The sequence below is a fragment of the Paenibacillus polysaccharolyticus genome, from assembly GCF_023714295.1.
GTDB lineage: Bacteria > Bacillota > Bacilli > Paenibacillales > Paenibacillaceae > Paenibacillus > Paenibacillus polysaccharolyticus_A.
This window is the reverse complement of the sequence record NZ_JAMAUN010000001.1, coordinates 1,399,313-1,418,267: the sequence shown is the minus strand read 5'-3', so window position 1 is coordinate 1,418,267 and position 18,955 is coordinate 1,399,313. Positions and strand designations below refer to the sequence as shown.

Below are 18,955 nucleotides of genomic sequence, written 5' to 3'. Positions count from 1 at the left end.
TGTAAACGCTTAGTTATCTTCGTAGGTTCTGGAGTAGTAAACTTACTCCACCTCTAGTTCAGGGAACCTTAAGCGCACGTCACGTTTGATGCGTTTTACCACTTCTTCCTTCGTCTGAATATCGCCGTTCAGATACAACTGCAGCAAGTTTCGATAGATATCATTGCTGATGATGCCGTCATATTTGGTGCGTTCATACACCGGAACCTGCTTGGCGGCCTCTGAGAAAAATTCAAAATGCTTTTGTCCGCCCAGATAGGCTGAAGTCAGTGAGTCTGCAAGCTGGTCATTCACGACCATGTTGCTCGTAAAGTAATCCTGCTCCTTGGCAAGTCCCGTCAGAAATTCATGATTAAAATTGTAAAATTCAATGAATTTCCAGGCGGCATCCTTCTGATCACTCTTGTTATACATCGCGATATAAGTCCCTCCTGAACTGAAGGACGAAGGTCCGTGTGCCAAACCCCATAACCCTTCGGTATCGGGTGCGTTCGCTTTGAATGTAAACTGCAATCCCCAAGTCGCCGCAGGATAGAACATCACTTCACCTTTTTGCATGGACGCTGCATACCCTGCACTTCCATCCTCGTACTCACCAAGTACACGGCGCTCCCTTGCCTCACGCACCAGATCAAGCACCTTCATATACGTAGGATCAATGACGAGCTTCCCATCTTTCACCCAAGGAATGCCACCGTACGAGTTGGCTATTCCGTTCCAGTTCGCCAGTGCATGTACCTTGTTGCCACTTTGTTCTTGTACCTTTTCTCCGATAGCAAAAACCTTCTCCCATGTATCAATCTGGGCACTGACTTTCTCTGGATCATCGGTACCCAGATATTCCTTCGCCAGATCACGGCGATAATAGATGCCACCAGGTGTACCTTGATACCCAATGGCGCGAACGTTCCCCTCACTATCCTGCTCATTAGCCTGAACAAAAGGGTACTGTTCCTTAATTAACTCGTTTGCATTGTATGGTGCAGCTGATAAATTTTCCAAATATGGTACATCAATGAGTTCCCGAATATTTGCATTTTCAATCATAAACACGTCGGGTGCTTTGGAACTGGTCTGAAGTGCTGATTTGAGCTTGGTCAGGTAAAAGTTGCCTGGAATATTAACGAAATTCACTTTGATATCTGGATACTTCTCTTCGAATTTCTCAATCGCATAGCCTGCCTCATCCGTAAAACTCCAGACCGTAATCTCCTGTTGCTTCGCTTGATTGGATGCACCTGTCTGACAACCGACGAGCAAGAGTATTGAACTTGCAAGCAGCGTGACTGGTACAACAAACCGCTTAAACCATCTCTTCATAAAAGTACCCTCCCTGAAAAGGAAACGCTTACAATTTATTTGAGTATAAGAATTTGAGCGATGGCTTTCTCCACAAATATTGTCAATCATCCTTGATATTTTGCGATATTGGAACGATGACGTTTGCGAAATTCGGACGGCGTGCAGTTATTGTATTTTTTAAAAAGACGATTATAGGAGTTCACATTGTTGAATCCGTGACTGATCGCAATCTCCAAAATGGATTCCTGACGAAACAAAAGCGCCCACTCCGACTTAATAATGCGAAAATGATTCAAATATTCCATTAACGTTATGCCCTTGATTTCTTTGAATAGTTTGCAGATATGGAACTTACTGAACTTCATATGTTCTGCCACCTGCTCCAGCTTAATCGGCTCGGCATAGTGCTCTTCCAAATACTCGCATACGGATTCGAGAAACTCGAACTTTTTGGAAGATACGCAAGGCCAGCATGGCGACGAATCCGTTTGTGAAGCCGGGGGCGTGGTACGTAGTAACAAGACGATTAGATCATATAACCGAGATACCATAATCCAGCGGTAACCGGGTTTCTGATTTGTTTTCTCCACGGCAATCGCATCAATATAAGGACCCGGGTTGGACTGACTGCCCGACGGAATGATGGACGTTTGATTCAAAAGTGTTCCCAGCTCTTGCATCTCCGCTTCACTCGTGAAGCTCCCGGTTAACAATTCAAGCCGAAACAGCAAAATCGTCAGCCTTCCGGTGCCTGGCATAAAATAATGCACGTCCCCCGGCTTGATTAGAACCATATCCCCTTGGTTCAGTTCAAAAATTTGCTCATTTACACCGATTCGTGCATGTTTTCCAGTCACGATAACAAGTTCCACTTCATCATGCCAATGTGCCGCATAATTGAATTCTGCACCTGTATAAATTAACCGAATGGGAAACCCTTCGGCCATGTGACCTGTTTCGAGAAAAGTAGGTACACCCATGTCATTTGCCTCCTCTTTTTTCCATACACATCTGCCTCATGTTTCTATCCTTATGCCTGAATGTACTTTCCCGTTTCTCATATTCTATCTAAAATAGGACCAAACATCCAAATTTCTGATCTCAATGGTTAGGGAGATTGAACATAAGCATGTTAATATATGCTAAGGAAATCCAAAAAAATCGGAGTGGTCAAACATGAAATTCAGCGATTTTAAAATAGAACAACGTTATGAAACCGGGTCGGTTCTCTTAACGAAGGAGGATATTATTCATTTTGCCGAACTTTACGATCCACAATATATGCATCTGGATGAGGACAAAGCAAAAAAAGGACGCTTCGGAGGTCTGATTGCATCGGGCATGCAGACCCTGAATGTCACGTTCCGACTATGGATTGATGTTGGCGTGTACGGTGAGCATATTATCGCTGGCACTGGCATGAACCATATTCAATTTTTGAAACCTGTCTATCCAGGGGATGAACTTCACGTTATCGCTGAAGTCACCGAACTTCGTCCGAGACGAACCGGGAATGGCACGGTGACGGTATTGCTCAGTACATATAATCAAAAGGGGCAGAATGTATTTCGGGCAGAATTGAGTGCGCTGGTGGACAATTAAAAGGCTAAGCTGGTTATGTTATGTCATAATAACTGAAAAGAAAAATGATCGACATAGTCTCTCGTTAGTTAACTACAAAAATAATAAAAAAGAGTCATGCAAAAAGCCGCCCCCGAGGGCGGCTTCCGTTATTTATTCAATTGGTTTAGGAAAACGAGTTCCTTAACACTTGTCCAAGAATCTCCACACCTTTGGCAATTTGCTCGTCTGACGGTGTTGAAAAATTCAATCGAATGGCATTGCACGGATCTTGCTCATTCACGAGGAACGCATTTCCTGGTACTACAGCTACACCTTGCGCAGCCGCCGTTTTGGCATAATCCACCATCGGTACATGAGCAGGCAGATCACACCATAGGAACAGTCCACCATCTGGACGAGTATAGGTCACAGCATCGCCTAGATGCTCTTGTAGCTTGTCCATCATCAGTGTAGCCTTTCGGAGGTAGACATCACGAATAAGATTGATATGCCCTGCATAATCATACTCCGTCATAAAACGATGAGCCAGAATCTGTGGAAGCATCGCTGTATGTACGTCTTCTCCCTGCTTGGCTACAACCATCTTCTCCACGACTTCATGCGGAGCCTGTACAAAGCCTACTCGCAGTCCGGCCGACAGAATTTTGGAGAACGACCCGACATAGATGACCAAGCCGTCTTCGTCCATAGACTTAATCGTTGGTACGTCCTCACCCTTAAATCGAAGCTCTCCGTATGGATTATCCTCCAGAATCATAACACCATATTTCTTAGCCAGTGCATAGATCGCTTGGCGCTTCTCCAGACTGGTGGTTATACCTGTAGGATTTTGGAAACTAGGAATAACATAGATCATCTTAACATTCGGCTCTGTTTGCAGCGCATGCTCAAGTTTATCAATGTCCATACCGTCCGTCTCCATCGGAACCCCTGCCAGCTTCGCACCGGAAGCACGGAAGGAATTCAGAGAACCGATAAAGCTGGGACTTTCGCAGATAATTGTATCGCCTTCGTTACACAGGACTTTGCACGCAAGCTCAATCCCTTGTTGTGCCCCGGACACGATAAAGAGTTGGTCGGACGGCTTACCTGTGTTGAAATTCTGCTCAAGGTGCCGCTGGAGTGCTTCGCGAAGCGGTACATATCCTTCCGTAATGCCATATTGCAACGCGGTAACCGGGTCTTCTTCCAGAATCGACTGGGTAAAGGTACGAATCGCTTCAATCGGGAACGTTTCTGGCGCAGGATTGCCTGCTGAGAATGGGATTACATTTTGACCTGAAGAAGCTTTCAAAATCTCACGAATAATAGACGGTTGCAGTGATGCAATCCGGTTGGAAAAGGTATAATTCATCTTTACTAACATCCTCTCGGCTCTAATCTATCTGAGTTCTAGCTCTAATGATACATTAGACTCTATTATACGAGCATTTTTCAATTTGCCAAAGAGTCCTGCTCCTTTTTCATACAAAATGTTGTGAATCCTTGTTTTGAACACCTGTAGTAACGACAAAAAGCTGCTCTCGGCAGCTTATTTCATCTCAGACAGTCTCGTCGCTTTTACAACGTAGGTTGCCAATCCTGGAAACATTCGAGCTAGAGCAGGATAAAAGCGGTTGGTTTTGGCGAAGGCAAGATTCTGAATCGTTCTGGCTCTTCGAAGCAATGGTGCGAACTCCCGATTCGCTTCGAGTGTATACTCGCTTTGCCATGTGGTATAGTCAATCTCGTCCTTAAGGTATGCATCGGTCCACCGCGCGCACACGATCGAAGAACGAAGGGCAACGGACATCCCGTCTCCGCACAGAGGTGGAATGACCATCATCGTATCCCCAATATGCGGATAATCGGACCACGGTTCCGGAACATTAGACAGTTGCAAAGGCGCAACAGAGACTTGGGTTCCCTGAATGGCTTCCCCTTCTGCTAAACGAGCCGCCAGATTTGCATTCGTCATCGCGGCTGCCTGCAAAATCTCTGTTACGGACTTGCCGCTCCCCTGTACAGAATCAAGTGTTAACAATGCCGCGACATTAACCGTGTCGTTTTCAATCGGGGATATGCCCACATAACCACCATCACAAAAATATAATTCTACCCTCGCCGGTATGTTAATACCTCTGTAATGAGATTTGACACCGACATATATCGTCTCGTCCCGAACCCCTTCTTCGCTACTTGTTCCTCTCAACTTTTTGCTGCCATATGCCCCGATAACCGCCTTGGCTTGATAACATCTCCGTTCATTGCCCTGCTTCACCTCGACTTCATAACTCTGATTTTCAAGTTGCCGGATCGAAGCAATATTCACTTTCGTTAAAATTTCAGCCCCGGCGGTATATGCCTGCTGATGCAGTAGTTGATCCAGCTCATATCGGCTTATTCCATAGGCAGATCCAGGCAAAGGTGCTTCAATCTCACCACCATCCGGCATCGTAATTCGAGCATGATCCATACTGCTGGGGCTCTTCTCCTGATTCAATAGATGAATGCCAAGACGCTCCAGCATCTCCTTCGTTTCAGGTGACATGAACTCCCCACATGTTTTATGTCTGGGAAACTGTTGCCGATCGAGTAACAACGTTCGATGACCTTGCCTGGCCAGTTCGATCGCACAACTACTGCCCGCAATGCCAGCTCCAACAATGATTACATAGGTTGATTTCATCATGTTACGAGGCCTCCCTTTCGCGGAATCACCACAGAATATCGGAATAACGGTTTCCACTCATAGGTCATCGTGTCATGGTTCAACCGCTGCTTGAGTTCCTGCCAATCCTGATCTGTAAATCCCTTGGCTACTGACAACGGCCCGTCATGACGAATATAACGGTTACGCGAGATAAGTCTGGTTGTAATCCATACCGCTTTATAAGACACCGGATGACGGTGAATATCGTTGATAACCACACCATATCTCGAAGCACGAAGCATATGACCAACCATGTCCACAAGCTGTTCTCCTTCGAAATGGTGAATGAACTGTGAGCCTGTAACAATATCGGCTGAATCATCAGGCAACGCTGTTAGATCGGCACGCTGTACTCGAACACGAGGCTCGCTCTGAAACAACTGTCTTGCTTCTTCACAAGCCTCTTCGGTCAGATCCACTAGCGTAATTTGCATATCTATCCCTTGTTTTTTCGCCCAATGTAATAGCTTCTGATTCACATCTCCTGAACCCGCACCAACGTCCAGCAGTGTTAGGGTATCCGGCTTACCGACGGATTTCCATAACTTCTCCACACCGGACACGGTGGGACCCGGAGCAGCAAATATTTTGTTCAACCGCCGTAAATGTCGCAACGCTTCACGCAGTTCTTCTCCACCCATCGAAAAGTCATCCATCAGTTCGTCTTCTCTGGCACGACTGCTTAATCTTCTAAAGAAGGACATGATCCTGCTCCTCCATGACCGATGTTAACGCCGGAACATACGTGAATTTCATTAATTCTGCAGTAAGTCCGGGACCAAAAGCCATAGCTACGCCTTCCGTCAATGATTGTTCCTGCTTTTTCATATCCATGCGCATCGCTTGCAGTACAAACAAGATCGTATTCGAAGACAAGTTGCCGTAATCTCTCAAAACATCCCGACTGTACTTCGTCTGTTCCGACTTCAAATTCATCACTTCCTGAACAGAATCTACGATCCCTCGTCCGCCCGGGTGTATTGCCCATAGTTCGGGGAGCTGTTCACTTTGCAGCAAAAGACTCAGTTCTTCTTGCAAATGATTGCCAAGTAACTTCGGGATGCGTGGCGACAGATGCAAATCATATCCGTAATCGGCCACTTTCCACGTCATGTCCTCCGTCGAATCCGGTAGCAACACCGAATAGCCGGTTCCCAGACTCAGGTAGTCTCTGTGCTGCGCTTCTGGCGTACCCACGATGGATGCAGAAGCGGCATCTCCAAAGAACGACGCAGCAAACAGTGCCTCCCGATCTTGCACCGGCTGGAAATGAAGCGTGCATAATTCCACGCAAACAACCAACACTTGCGAGCCTGGAGCACCCTGTACGACGTCACGAGCCATCTGGATTGCTTTTAATCCTGCTGCACAACCCTGGAAAATAAGTGGTAATCGGTTCACTCGAGCAGAAAGTCCGAAATGTTGGATCAGTTGCACATCTAGTCCTGGCAGATACTGTCCGGTGCAGCTAACCGTTATCATATGAGTTATCGCTTCGGGAGAGATCTGCGCGTCTTGCATCGCTTCTTCCGCTGCTCTGATCGCCAGAGGAAGCGCCTCCCGCTGGTATGTATCCATGCGTTCCCTTGTCGTTGGAATATCTGGCTGTTCACCTGAGGGGATATAACGGCATTCTTCCAATGTGCCAAGATAACTCGGCTCTACGGTATACCGTGTCTCTACACCACAAGATTTGAAAATACGCTTGGCGAACCTCGCCAAATCCGGTCGATCAACCAGTGAAGAAGCGATAAGCTCCGCAATGTACGGCTGAGCTACCTTGTGTACAGGGAGAGCCGTTCCCATGCCAAGAATGGCGATATCATTCAAAGAATTGTTTGAATTCATATGAACCTCCTGTTTTTTGGTTATGATTACCTGCAATTAACACCTCTTACCCTTTATGAAAAAGTTGTAATCCCGAAAATGATATTGATCCATATAAATTTGTTGCAAAATGTATTGAAGCCGTAATATGACTTCACTGTTTCAAGATGATGAGTTTTCTGCTCGAATTCTATATTTTATTAAGATGATTACTTGCTCAGAAGCCCCGTTTAAGGAACTTTATAACTTCACACCAAAAAAGCCGCCCATAGGCAGCTTCAACTTCATCGTTCTATATCAAACTTCTGTACGGCTAAAAACGTCCCTCAGTTTGTCACTCATCAAGTACCAAGCATCTTCAGCCGTTTCAATATCGCCATGATGTGTAAAACCGTGTGCTGCGCCTGTGTACTCTTTGTAGGTCACCTTTACACCGTCTGCTTCCAGCTTTGCTGCGTATGTACGTGCCTCCTGGGCTAAAGAATCTCTCTCTGCGGTAATAATCAAAGCTTCAGGCAAATTAGAAAGTGATTCGGCAAGCACCGGAGAAGCTAAGGGATTCGAGGCATCCTCTGGTTTTGATAAATACATCGCATTAAACGTTCTAGCCACATGGGCTGGGATAGCTTCCAGAAAGTCAGGTTTATCTCCGGGTTCTGTAGCCAAATCCAGCACAGCATAATCTATAATCTGTAGCAGAACTGGGAATTCGTTCCCACGCTCCCTATTCAGCAAACATACCGACGCTGCCAGATTGCCTCCCGCACTATGACCACCGATAGCGAACATAGCTGCATTCCCGGAGAACTGATCTGCATTGGCATGCATCCATTTTACGACGTCATAACACTCATGGACAGCCGTGGGAAATTTGTGTTCAGGTGCTAACTTGTAATCAATGTTCACGACGAGACAAGATGCACGATCTGCAATTAAACGACACCAAGGATCGTCCCCGTCAGCCTGACCCAGCACAAACCCGCCTCCATGCATGTTAAAAAACACGGGCCAAGTTAAGGGTTGTTCGTTCTTCTTGCGGTTCGGCACATACACCAGCACCCGGGTTTCTCCGGCGGAGGTAGGAATCATGTATTCTTTTACAGTAACATCATATGTAAGACTTGGTTGGAGACTCTGATCATTTCCCGAGTTATGCTGACGCATTTGTTGAACGATGGCGATCTGCTGCTGTTGATCCATTCACATTCACTCCTTCATCATCTTTGTGTATACCGAAAAATGCTACAATCGTATCTGGCTTCATTAAATCTATTCGCTGAGTGTCTCCTGAATCCTCTTTGGAAGCTTCTGAACGATCAAGTCATAGGAGTGATCAATCATGGCATATATGTCCTCATTTGGTAGGGAACCATCCAGTTTAACGGTATTCCAGTGCTTTTTATTCATGTGGTAACCGGGAATAACAGCCTCATGCTGCTCTCTCAGGTTCTCCGCAATGATCGGATCACATTTCAGATTCAAACGACTGTTCTCCCCGTTGCCCTCAAACAGAAGTGCAAACATTTTATCCGCTACCTTAATTACAGCCGCTTCAGGCCCGAAAGGAAATTCCTTCACAGCGCCTTTTTTGCCAAGACAATAATTCATAATGCTATCCTTCACAATACTTCCTCCTCTAAACTGAACTCGTTTACCTTCTATTTTAATGGAAAGCCTCCTCCTATAGATAGGAGAAGGCTTCGTTCTGTTGTCTATTAATTAACCTTATCACGGCGCGTTTTGTTCCGGCGCTCTTGACCTTGATAGGAAGAACGGCTGTTTGTTTGGCGGCTATGATCTGCTTTACGCACTCTCTCAGATGACGATGCACCCTTAACTTTGGCTTGAGGATTGTCACTACGTCCGGAACGTGAACCATTCGAGCTACGCTCTTCGCTTCTACCACCGGATGCTACTTTGTCTCGTTTGGTAAACCATTCGGACTTTGGCTTACGCGCCGGATTGGCTTTGGATTTCGCCGGTTTATCCGCAGTAGCGCGATTAAATCCAGATCTACTGTCAGCTGTTCTGGAATTTGGTTTTGTCCGTTTGCCTTGATTCGTTTGATTCATTGGTACAAACACAGGCATGTTCGTCATCGGGTAAGGATGATCCTTCACTTCGGGAATCGATTTTTTGATAACTTTCTCGATATCTTTCAGGAAAGGAAGTTCATCCTTCTCACAGAACGAGATCGCCATCCCGCTTTTCCCCGCTCGGCCGGTCCGTCCAATACGGTGGACATACGTCTCAGGGATGTTCGGCAGATTGAAGTTGATGACATGAGTCAACTCCTCCACGTCGATACCTCTCGCGGCAATATCAGTTGCGACCAGCACACGAGTTACACCACTTTTAAAATTATTCAGCGCCCGTTGGCGTTCGTTCTGTGACTTGTTGCCGTGAATCGCTTGCGCCGTTACATTAATTTTGGCCAAATCTCGCGTGACCCGATCTGCTCCGCGTTTCGTACGAGTAAACACCAGTGCAGTAGCAATCGATTTATCTTGCAAAATATGATTTAACATGTTCTGCTTCTTGCCTTGCTCCAGCAAATATACAGACTGTTGAATACGATCTACCGTTGATGATACCGGGGTAATCTCCACTTTCACAGGGTCCACCAGTAGTGTTTGCACCATCTTCACAATCTCTGGCGGCATAGTTGCTGAGAAGAATAAAGTCTGTTTTTTGTTTGGCATCTTGGCGATGATGCGCTTCACATCGTGGATAAAACCCATATCGAGCATACGGTCAGCTTCATCGAGTACAAGAATCTCTACTTTGCTCAGATCAATCTGCTTCTGATTCACCAGATCCATCAGGCGTCCAGGTGTAGCAATGATAATGTCTGCTCCTTGTTGCAACGCGCGTTCCTGTACTCTTTGAGATACGCCCCCGACAATTGCCACAGAGCGAATGTCGGTGTATCTGCTGTACATTTTAATATTATCGGATATTTGAATGGCTAGCTCCCTTGTTGGGGACAAGATCAGTGAGCGAATCGCGCGGACGGATTTTACTTTTTGATCTGTCTGTTTACCGGGAGACCCTTGTTTCTGCTTGCTGCCTTGACTCAACAACTGGATAATGGGCACCGAAAATGCCGCTGTCTTACCTGTTCCCGTCTGCGCACAACCAAGTAAATCTCTGCCCGCAAGCACGGCAGGTATGGATTGCTCCTGAATCGGAGTAGGTTTACTGTAATTTGCTTTTTTCAATCCTTCCAAAATCGGAGGGATAATATTTAATTCCTGAAATGTCATGTTATCTCCTTCATCTACGCACATCTCTACATAAAACGAATCTTTATGTCACACGTAACAGTTAAGGATAACACTAAATCACGATTCTGTATATCTTTTTGAACGTTATTTGATGATCAGTCCCATTAATCCGGCAAACGTTGCTGCTTGATGCGGTGCGATTGCGCACCCGGCCAGATCCTCTAGCGTAAGGAAAAGGGCATCAAATTCACTATCACTCAGGTCCAATCCCTTCATTGGTGTTCCGGTAAACGTCACCTGATCCAGTCTACATGCACCGAATGCGATCTTTTGTAATTTCAGATAGGCAAAATCTGCTCCGATCATACTACATTCGAGGTACTCCACTTGTTTAAGATGGGTAAAACGGAAATTGCTATAGTCACATATACTCTGCAGAATGCTAACGTTCTGCCACCTGCTACCGGAAAAGTCCGTGCCGACCAGTTTGCAATTGGCCCACTCCGTGCGATGCATAAACGTATTTTGCAGATTCACATTGGAAAAGTCGCAGTGCTCGAACCGCACATCCGTAAACTCACAATGTTCAAGTGATGACTCCAGAATGGTTACATGCCGGAACACCACGTTCTCGAATGATGCTTTGCTCACCTCCAGCATGTCCAGTGTCATATGTTCGAACAGTTTGTCCTTGTACTCTGTCTTCGAATCCAAAGTATAGGTCGGTTCAGATTCAAGCAACTGCAAGGTCAGCTTGGGTTTCTCTATTTTCATGCGAGCCTCCTCGGATTTTTGTGTGGTTTATGCCAGCCGGGCTATTCTCGTTCGTTAACCTTTTACAGCGACAACTCGCAATCTGGTGATATCCAGATTCCACTGCCCATCATGATAAAGCAGCGGTTCTACTTTCTTTTCGACGATCCCCATAATCATCTCCTGCTCCGCTGCTTCAATATCATGGAACAGATAGGATGCAAAGCTGCTCAGCCATTGACGGACTCCTTGTTTCAGCGGCCTCATCGTGTCAGTATGTTGTATAAATAACACTCGGAATCCATGTTGCTCCAGTAAGCTTGAAAATTCCCCTACGGTAGGATGATACCACGGATTCCGCCCTTCCCATGTGTATCCTCTTGAGAGCAACTCGTCCCGAACCGCATGAAGAAGGATCGCCGTATTACCACTTCCGGCAAACTCAGTAACAAGACGTCCTCCTTTCTTTAACGCTAATTGCACGGTTTTCAAGGCAGCTGGAGCATCAGCCATCCAGTGAAATGCAGCATGAGAAAATACAGCGTCATAACGTTCCTTTGTCCGATAATGAACAGCGTCTGCGATCTGAAAATCCAGTCCGGGATGTTTCTCCTTAGCCTGCGCAATACTCTCTTTCGAAAAATCAATTCCGGTGGTGATCGCCCCGCTTGCCGCAATTTTAGCCGTCAGTATGCCATTCCCACATCCCAAATCCAGAATCCGTTCTCCGAGGGAGGGCTGTAACATCGTTAGGAGAGGCATGGATTGTATAGGAAGCTTCGCTTGTAGAGCTTGGATCGCTTGAGTTGATTCGATTATTGAAAAAGCAGACTGATTCCCACCTAGTGAAGTGTTTGTTGAAATGGATTGCTTATCCGGTTTCATAACATCTCTCCTTCATATTAAAGATATAAAGTATCTATAATAACTTAAATCAATCAGAGAATGATGTCAATCTAATCTACCAACTAAGATTTAACAACCTAATGTCTAACAACTGAGGCCTAACACATTCTCTCCCCTGCTAGACTAGCAGATCCAGATTGGATCATTTACATATAAAATTAAAAAAGAAGTGCCCTACAGGTTAGACCTCACCTGCAAGACACTCTCCATTTCTATCTTAGGCACATCTCATCCCTACAATTTGTTTTCTGTCCTAGATGTTTGCATAGTGGGCGCTAAATGATGAAAACAGTAGACTATTCCTGGCGAGTTGGAAATTTCTAACGATCACGAGAAACGCTATTTGGCTCAAATCAGGCAATATAAAATTCTAACGATCACCAGGAGCCTTATTTTATAATAAACCAGCATTTTAGTCTGAACAAACGCGATCCTGAGTAAAATAACGTCTGTGGTGATCGTTAGAAAAATTTCTTCGCTAAAATGCCCCGAATAAGCTCTGTCATGATCGTTAGCATTTGGACCCTCACTCAGCTCTCTTTCATACCTTTCATAAAGGTGCTCTAATTTAGAGACAGCATATTTGTATTCGGATAACCCACTTCATTCAACTGCAGTTCTAAAGCGTATTTAGAGCACTTCTAGAGCTGTTCTATTGTAATCCAACTGCCGTTCAAATAAGTCAGTCCCGATGCAATTCAAATTCAGTTCAAGCACAGTCCAGCTGTAGTACATCACCTTTTTACGATTGCCTCGTTTCTCTGCTTATTAGGGCACCTCGCAACTCGATCTACGATGTTATTGATGCAGTCAATTACACCAATTCCCTTACACCATGGCTGCTGTCTGTAACACTGCAACTCTCTCCGCCGATTCAGCGGCTTCCAATTCAGCTTCTTTCTGCTGCAGCAGTGATACAATATCACGCGTTAGTGCTTCTACGTTTTCTGGACGAGTGGCCCAACTGGTACAGAAGCGAACGGCACTGCGGGAATGATCAACCTTTTCCCAAAATGTAAATGTGTAGTCTTGGCTCAATTGTGCCAACAAGGAATCCGGCAAAATCGGGAACTGCTGATTCGTTGGAGAATCATACAAGAACTGCACACCATGTTGCTTAAGGGTATCATGAATTTTCAAAGCCATATTTACGGCATGACGGGAAATTTCGAGATATAGACCATCTTCAAACAACGTTTCAAACTGAATACCTAGAAGTCTTCCTTTCGCCAATAAGCCACCCTTTTGCTTGATAATATAACGGAAATCGCGTTTCAACGCATCATTGAGAATAACAACCGCCTCACCCATCAATGCACCAATTTTGGTTCCGCCAATATAAAATACATCGCAGAGTCGAGCAAGATCGGCCATCGTCATATCACAATCTTTGGATGCAAGAGCATAACCGAGACGTGCTCCATCCACAAAAAATGGCAGACCACACGCCTTGCTTACTGCATACAGCGTTTCAAGTTCAGCTTTGCTATACATTGTGCCATACTCGGTCGGTTGGGATATGTATACCATGCCCGGTTGCACACTGTGTTCTGGTGACGATTCCTGTGCATGTGCATCATAAACAGCTTTCACTTGCGCAGCTGTAATTTTGCCATCCAGACTCGGAACCGTCAGCACCTTGTGTCCTGTCGCCTCGATCGCACCTGTCTCATGAACAGCAATATGGCCAGATACCGTAGCAATGACGCCTTGATGTGGGCGAAGAATAGATGCAATTACCGTTGTGTTGGTCTGTGTACCTCCGACGAGAAAATGTACATCTGCCTCTTCTTGATCGCAGGCCTGCCGGATCAGCATACGCGCACGCTCACAATGATCATCTGTGCCGTAACCACTCGTTTGCTCCATATTGGTTTCCATTAATCGCTGCAAAATGCGTTCGTGCGCACCTTCGTTATAATCACATTCAAATCGTATCATCGTGCTCTCTCTCCTGCCTTCTTGTTCAGCTTCTCTTGGATGTTCATCATAGAGGCATATACCTCTTGAATCTCTTCTTCATTCAGGTTCTGCATTAATTTCATAATCTGCTGGTCGGATCGGTCATTCAGTTCAGCAAACAGCACCTGCCCTTTTTCCGTCAGGCGAATGAGGCTAACCCGGCTGTCTTCTGTGGAATCCACCTTAATGAGTAACCCTTCCTTCGTCAGCTTGTTCACGATGCGGCTCATATAGCTGCGATCAATGGTGAGGGTATCGACCAGGTTGTTCGCAATGCTTTCGCCGCGCATGCCAATCTCGATGATGACGCGTACCTCGGCAAAAGAATATCCGGTTCCGAGAATATGCTTATCAAGCACCCCGAGAATATTGGTATAAAAACGGTTAAACCGCCGCATGTCTGCCAGAACTTCGGGTTGAATATGTTGAGAGCTCATTACGAAACCTCCCTTTTAGTGGACATTGTCAACATTATATTAATCAGGATTGTGGACACTGTCAACATTATTCTTCCAGTTCAACATCTCCAGACATCGGATCTCTATAAGAACACAAAAAAGCCGCGCATTGCGCGGCAACTTCAAACAATTTAAAGAACTTGGTGAGACACCAGCCTAAGAGTGATTGTGTTGAACTTGATGCAGGCGGCTGTAGATACCTCCGGCAGCAACCAGCTCTTCGTGATTACCTTGTTCAGCGATGCCATCGGTGTTCACCACGATAATTCGATCTGCATTTTTGATCGTGGTCAGTCGGTGAGCAATGACCAACGTTGTTCTGCCTACCGACAATTCGGCAAGAGATTGCTGAATGAGTGCTTCTGTTTCCGTATCCAGGGCGGATGTCGCTTCATCCAAAATTAGAATCGGCGGATTTTTGAGGAACATGCGGGCGATGGACAAACGTTGTTTTTGCCCTCCAGACAGCTTCACCCCACGTTCTCCAATAATTGTGTCCATGCCGTCAGGCAAGCTCAGAATCAGTTCTTCCAGTGAAGCACGGCGAGCCGCCTCCCAGATCTGATCCTCGGTTGCGGTCAGATCGCCATATGCGATATTTTCCTTGATCGTACCCGAGAACAGAAATACATCCTGCTGCACGATCCCAATCTGTTTACGTAGAGATTGCAGCTTAATGTCTCGAATATCCATCCCGTCCACCGTAATTCGGCCTTCTTCTACTTCATAAAAGCGCGGAAGCAAGCTACAGATCGTCGTTTTCCCTGCACCTGAAGGCCCGACGAAAGCAACGGTTTCCCCAGGACGGACCGACAAGCTAATCTGATTCAAGATGCGCCGGCTGGACTCGTAACCAAACGACACATTTTCGAAGCGGATATCTCCCTTCACCTCACGCAATTCGACCGCCTCTTTGCGATCCGCAATCTCAGGCTCGGTGTCAATGATCTCCAGGTAACGTTTGAACCCCGCGATCCCCTTCGGGTAACTCTCAATCACGGCATTAATCTTCTCAATCGGGCGGAAGAAAATATTCGACAAGAGCAGGAACGCCATGAAATCGCCCATGTTGATTCTGCCATCGATGTAAAACCACGCTCCGCTGATCATCACAAACACGGTCACCAGACGCATCATCATATAACTGACCGAGATGCTTTTCGCCATCGTTTTGTACGCGAGCAGTTTGGTTAGACGGAAATTGGCATTATCTACAGCAAACAGCTTTTTCTCATGATCTTCATTGGCAAAAGACTGAACGACACGCATACCGCCTACGTTGTCTTCAATACGTGCATTGAAGTTACCGACGTCACCGAAGAGTCTCCGGTACGTTTTGGTCATCCGACCGCCGAATACAATAATCACCCACGCCATAATCGGAATGATGATAAACGTTAGCAAAGCCAGCTCCAGATTGATATTGGCCATCAGCCAGAATGAGCCAATCAGCGTCATCACGGCGATGAATACATCTTCTGGTCCGTGGTGGGCCACTTCGCCAATATCATTGAGGTCATTCGTGAGATGACCAATCAGATGCCCCGTTTTACGATTATCAAAGAACCGGAACGAAAGCTTCTGCAGGTGAGCGAACATTTTCTCCCGCATATTCGTTTCGATGTTGATGCCCAGCATATGCCCCCAGTATGTAACAACGTAGTTTAATACGGTATTCAATGCATAGATCGATAACAGCACGATACACGCCAGTAAAATCAGCGGCCAGTCTTGGCCTGGTAGCAGTTCATTGATAAATTTACTAACCGCAAGCGGAAATGCCAGCTCCAGCAAACCCGCAAATACAGCACAGCCAAAATCGATCAAAAACAGTTTTTTATACGGTCGGTAATACGAAAAAAAACGACGAAGCATTTCGATTCACACTCACTCTCCACATTCATATTCGGTTATACAGTGTATACCATTCTATACAGTCTTCCAAAACATGTAAACCTATTCTCGTTGATCGATAGCTAAAAAGCCTCCCCCATATCATAGAGAAGACTTTTTACATGTTGATTCTGTAAATACGTGCGAATATGCTTTCTATTTTTTCAATGAAACTTCAAATCGAGAACCTTCCTCACCCGCGAATACAATACGCCCGTTTTCAGGTAGAACAACCTCATTCTTGCCACTAACCACAGTATGATTTACACAGATGCCTGTCTGATCATATACAGCAAAGGCGGCATTTGCTGGCATCTTCACTGTCATAACCTGACCTTCGGCAGCTGACGGCACGAAGAACCATCTGTTATAACCTTCTGGCTGGATCGTTATCTTGGATTGCTTGCCACTGTAAAGTGTCTGGACAATCTCTTCACTGGCGTATTCATAGCCTGTAAAATGAATATACTCTACACCATTTTTTCTGGAAAAGTAAATATCCCTCGCATCCCTGCCAGCCATGCCGGGAATCCGGAGTTGGTTCAGGGCATGGTCGGCTCCAACAATTTTGTGGTTGATCATATAGCCGGGAAGGCCATTCTCTGTATCCAATGGAATGATTGCTGAAGAATGGAGATATGCCGTGGAGGTATATTTTTCATTCATCAAATAATACCGCTGCCCATCACGCTGATCCCATGCCGCCTGAATATCCTTAGGCAATTCATTGTTTTCGAGCTTTTGTGCCGTATATTCCGAGAAAGCAAGTTGCCCTAAGCCAGGTATGGACAGATAGGATCGAGACCACAAGTAGATATGACCATTTGACTCTTTAACAAATTTTAATTTTTTTGTGCCTTCCTTATTAACAAACGTTCCATCCGACGTATAGATGTATTGATCCGCAGGACTATTCGGAACCATTTGGGGCGTAATCGACAGTTCTCCAGTAGAACCTACATCCACCTTCATAACCGAATTGTTGCCACCATAGATTCCCGCATACTCAGACATCTCTTTTGGCATATCCGCCTTTACAGGCATGCCAAACGACTTTTCAGGTATGCGTTCTTGAATGATACCTTTGGTCTCGAGTGCGCTAAGTAACAGTTCGCTCGCTATCAATTGGTCAATTGCGCTCGAACCTCCTGAAGAAGTAACGGCTGCAGCCAGATTATGCTCTGGAAGCACGATGAGGGATGAATGGAATGACACCGTATCTCCACCTTTTGTAACCGCCTTGATGCCATAATCATTGAATGGGAACAAGTTCACACTATCCCACCCTAATCCATAAGAGATAGAGGAATCACTCTCTTCTGGCCACATGCCTCTCTTGTATTCTTTTTGCTCCATGGCTTTTACCGACTTCTCGGAAAGAATACCTTCAACCTCACCTGTGAAGATTTGCGAAAATCTCACAAGATCCTTAGCGGTAGAATATATGCCTCCGGTAGCGATGATATTATAATTCTCTTGAGGGAGCTGACCTTTATATAGCGGTGAATAGACTCCCGCCATATTTGCCGGGTTAACCACATCCTGTGGTGTTTTCGTACGCTCCATTTTCAAGGGCTCTGTAAAATGTTGGTGTATATATGCCGTAAAGCTCAACCCACTGACTCTCTCAACCAGAAGTTCAGCTAATGTAAACGCATCGTTAGAATATACCGAATATGCACCTGGCTCTGCCTTAAGATGCTGCGTTGCTAGTTGATCCAAGAACGTATCATGTGAGAGCGTATCATTATCCCCGTACAAGGTTGCATTGTGACTTGAAGTACCAAGAAGACCAGCCGAATGATTCAATAACATGCGTGGTGTAATCTGTTTATAACGTTGATCTTTCATCTTGAATTCTGGAATATAACGCGTCACTGGTTGATCCAGATTTACCTTGCCTTCGTCAACAAGCTTCATCACAGATGCTGTAAGAAACATTTTACTAGTCGAGCCTATGCCATAGATGGTATCGGATGTGAGCGCAACTTCCCCTTTGGAGTCATTTTTGCCTGTCTGCCCGGAAACAACAATCTCTCCTTGATCCATCAGTGCATATTGCACACTGGTTACCCCGTATGTTTCGGTAAGTAGGTTAGCCTTCTCCACCACTGTTTTCTTGGTAGTCTCATACATCAGGTCATTGCTCTTAGTGACAGAAGGTGCAGCCATAATAGTACCTGATGTTAACATGATTATCACCAGACTCAACGCAACAATTGAAGTCCGTTTCTTAACTATTGTTTTGATCATGCCCTTGTTGATCTTGATATCTTGGGTTATTATCATTCACATCTCCTCCTGTTCTGTGGTCAGACCTTCACCTCTCGATATGAAACAAGCTTAATTGA

The 18,955-nt window shown here is 45.6% G+C and carries 16 protein-coding genes; 1 reads left to right on the top strand and 15 read right to left on the bottom strand.

Annotation, left to right across the window (positions count from 1 at the left end):
- Positions 1-42: 42 nt before the first annotated feature.
- Together M3629_RS06670 and M3629_RS06665 are read right to left on the bottom strand one after the other, a co-directional pair.
- Positions 43-1,320, bottom strand: coding sequence for an ABC transporter substrate-binding protein (locus tag M3629_RS06670; protein ID WP_251503386.1), 1,278 nt, complete (start codon positions 1,318-1,320; stop codon positions 43-45).
- An 86-nt stretch (positions 1,321-1,406) separates the two neighbouring features.
- Complete coding sequence (locus M3629_RS06665) at positions 1,407-2,282, bottom strand: AraC family transcriptional regulator (protein ID WP_090915779.1); 876 nt, start codon at positions 2,280-2,282, stop codon at positions 1,407-1,409.
- Positions 2,283-2,478: 196 nt separating this feature from the next.
- Here M3629_RS06665 and M3629_RS06660 point away from each other — a divergent pair, with 196 nt between their 5' ends.
- Positions 2,479-2,904, top strand: a complete 426-nt coding sequence (locus M3629_RS06660) for a MaoC family dehydratase (protein WP_251503385.1) — start codon at positions 2,479-2,481, stop codon at positions 2,902-2,904.
- 145 nt (positions 2,905-3,049) lie between these two features.
- Here M3629_RS06660 and M3629_RS06655 read toward each other — a convergent pair whose 3' ends face one another.
- The 13 genes from M3629_RS06655 to M3629_RS06595 form a co-directional block, all read right to left on the bottom strand.
- Positions 3,050-4,240 carry a PLP-dependent aminotransferase family protein gene (locus tag M3629_RS06655; protein ID WP_251503384.1) on the bottom strand — a complete coding sequence of 397 codons (1,191 nt, stop codon included), beginning with the start codon at positions 4,238-4,240 and terminating at the stop codon, positions 3,050-3,052.
- Between the two features lie 177 nt (positions 4,241-4,417).
- The gene (locus M3629_RS06650; protein WP_251503383.1) at positions 4,418-5,557 is read right to left on the bottom strand and encodes an NAD(P)/FAD-dependent oxidoreductase; all 1,140 of its coding nucleotides are present in this window, start codon (positions 5,555-5,557) and stop codon (positions 4,418-4,420) included.
- A complete protein-coding gene (locus M3629_RS06645) occupies positions 5,554-6,282 on the bottom strand; it encodes an SAM-dependent methyltransferase (RefSeq protein ID WP_154984096.1) in 729 nt (242 codons plus the stop codon). Before M3629_RS06645 ends, M3629_RS06650 begins: the two co-directional genes overlap by 4 nt.
- Complete coding sequence (locus M3629_RS06640) at positions 6,269-7,426, bottom strand: type III polyketide synthase (protein ID WP_251503382.1); 1,158 nt, start codon at positions 7,424-7,426, stop codon at positions 6,269-6,271. The genes M3629_RS06645 and M3629_RS06640 overlap by 14 nt, the downstream gene beginning before the upstream one ends.
- A gap of 276 nt (positions 7,427-7,702) precedes the next feature.
- On the bottom strand, positions 7,703-8,605 hold the full coding sequence (locus tag M3629_RS06635; RefSeq protein ID WP_251503381.1) for an alpha/beta hydrolase: 903 nt from the start codon (positions 8,603-8,605) through the stop codon (positions 7,703-7,705).
- A 69-nt stretch (positions 8,606-8,674) separates the two neighbouring features.
- A complete protein-coding gene (locus M3629_RS06630; protein ID WP_251503380.1) occupies positions 8,675-9,028 on the bottom strand; it encodes an MmcQ/YjbR family DNA-binding protein in 354 nt (117 codons plus the stop codon).
- A 92-nt stretch (positions 9,029-9,120) separates the two neighbouring features.
- On the bottom strand, positions 9,121-10,671 hold the full coding sequence (locus tag M3629_RS06625; RefSeq protein ID WP_251503379.1) for a DEAD/DEAH box helicase: 1,551 nt from the start codon (positions 10,669-10,671) through the stop codon (positions 9,121-9,123).
- A gap of 105 nt (positions 10,672-10,776) precedes the next feature.
- A complete protein-coding gene (locus M3629_RS06620; RefSeq protein WP_154984101.1) occupies positions 10,777-11,406 on the bottom strand; it encodes a pentapeptide repeat-containing protein in 630 nt (209 codons plus the stop codon).
- A gap of 54 nt (positions 11,407-11,460) precedes the next feature.
- Entirely contained in the window at positions 11,461-12,270 is an 810-nt protein-coding gene (locus M3629_RS06615; protein ID WP_251503378.1) for a class I SAM-dependent methyltransferase, read from the bottom strand.
- A gap of 849 nt (positions 12,271-13,119) precedes the next feature.
- Positions 13,120-14,232: a threonine aldolase family protein gene (locus M3629_RS06610; protein WP_251503377.1), complete on the bottom strand. Its 1,113-nt coding sequence runs from the start codon at positions 14,230-14,232 to the stop codon at positions 13,120-13,122.
- Positions 14,229-14,690 carry a MarR family winged helix-turn-helix transcriptional regulator gene (locus M3629_RS06605; protein ID WP_167375624.1) on the bottom strand — a complete coding sequence of 154 codons (462 nt, stop codon included), beginning with the start codon at positions 14,688-14,690 and terminating at the stop codon, positions 14,229-14,231. Before M3629_RS06605 ends, M3629_RS06610 begins: the two co-directional genes overlap by 4 nt.
- A 177-nt stretch (positions 14,691-14,867) precedes the next feature.
- Positions 14,868-16,586: an ABC transporter ATP-binding protein gene (locus M3629_RS06600; RefSeq protein ID WP_251503376.1), complete on the bottom strand. Its 1,719-nt coding sequence runs from the start codon at positions 16,584-16,586 to the stop codon at positions 14,868-14,870.
- Between the two features lie 174 nt (positions 16,587-16,760).
- Entirely contained in the window at positions 16,761-18,893 is a 2,133-nt protein-coding gene (locus M3629_RS06595; protein ID WP_251503375.1) for a serine hydrolase domain-containing protein, read from the bottom strand.
- Positions 18,894-18,955 lie beyond the last annotated feature (62 nt).

Bases quoted from the DNA above. Each gene is read 5' to 3' on its own strand.
- M3629_RS06635 (WP_251503381.1), bottom strand. From the start codon at position 8,605: ATGGATCAACAGCAGCAGATCGCCATCGTTCAACAAATGCGTCAGCAT.
- M3629_RS06670 (WP_251503386.1), bottom strand. From the start codon at position 1,320: ATGAAGAGATGGTTTAAGCGGTTTGTTGTACCAGTCACGCTGCTTGCA.
- M3629_RS06645 (WP_154984096.1), bottom strand. From the start codon at position 6,282: ATGTCCTTCTTTAGAAGATTAAGCAGTCGTGCCAGAGAAGACGAACTG.
- M3629_RS06640 (WP_251503382.1), bottom strand. From the start codon at position 7,426: ATGAATTCAAACAATTCTTTGAATGATATCGCCATTCTTGGCATGGGA.
- M3629_RS06600 (WP_251503376.1), bottom strand. From the start codon at position 16,586: ATGCTTCGTCGTTTTTTTTCGTATTACCGACCGTATAAAAAACTGTTT.
- M3629_RS06665 (WP_090915779.1), bottom strand. From the start codon at position 2,282: ATGGGTGTACCTACTTTTCTCGAAACAGGTCACATGGCCGAAGGGTTT.
- M3629_RS06655 (WP_251503384.1), bottom strand. From the start codon at position 4,240: ATGAATTATACCTTTTCCAACCGGATTGCATCACTGCAACCGTCTATT.
- M3629_RS06625 (WP_251503379.1), bottom strand. From the start codon at position 10,671: ATGACATTTCAGGAATTAAATATTATCCCTCCGATTTTGGAAGGATTG.
- M3629_RS06605 (WP_167375624.1), bottom strand. From the start codon at position 14,690: ATGAGCTCTCAACATATTCAACCCGAAGTTCTGGCAGACATGCGGCGG.
- M3629_RS06650 (WP_251503383.1), bottom strand. From the start codon at position 5,557: ATGATGAAATCAACCTATGTAATCATTGTTGGAGCTGGCATTGCGGGC.
- M3629_RS06595 (WP_251503375.1), bottom strand. From the start codon at position 18,893: ATGATAATAACCCAAGATATCAAGATCAACAAGGGCATGATCAAAACA.
- M3629_RS06610 (WP_251503377.1), bottom strand. From the start codon at position 14,232: ATGATACGATTTGAATGTGATTATAACGAAGGTGCGCACGAACGCATT.
- M3629_RS06660 (WP_251503385.1), top strand. From the start codon at position 2,479: ATGAAATTCAGCGATTTTAAAATAGAACAACGTTATGAAACCGGGTCG.
- M3629_RS06615 (WP_251503378.1), bottom strand. From the start codon at position 12,270: ATGAAACCGGATAAGCAATCCATTTCAACAAACACTTCACTAGGTGGG.
- M3629_RS06620 (WP_154984101.1), bottom strand. From the start codon at position 11,406: ATGAAAATAGAGAAACCCAAGCTGACCTTGCAGTTGCTTGAATCTGAA.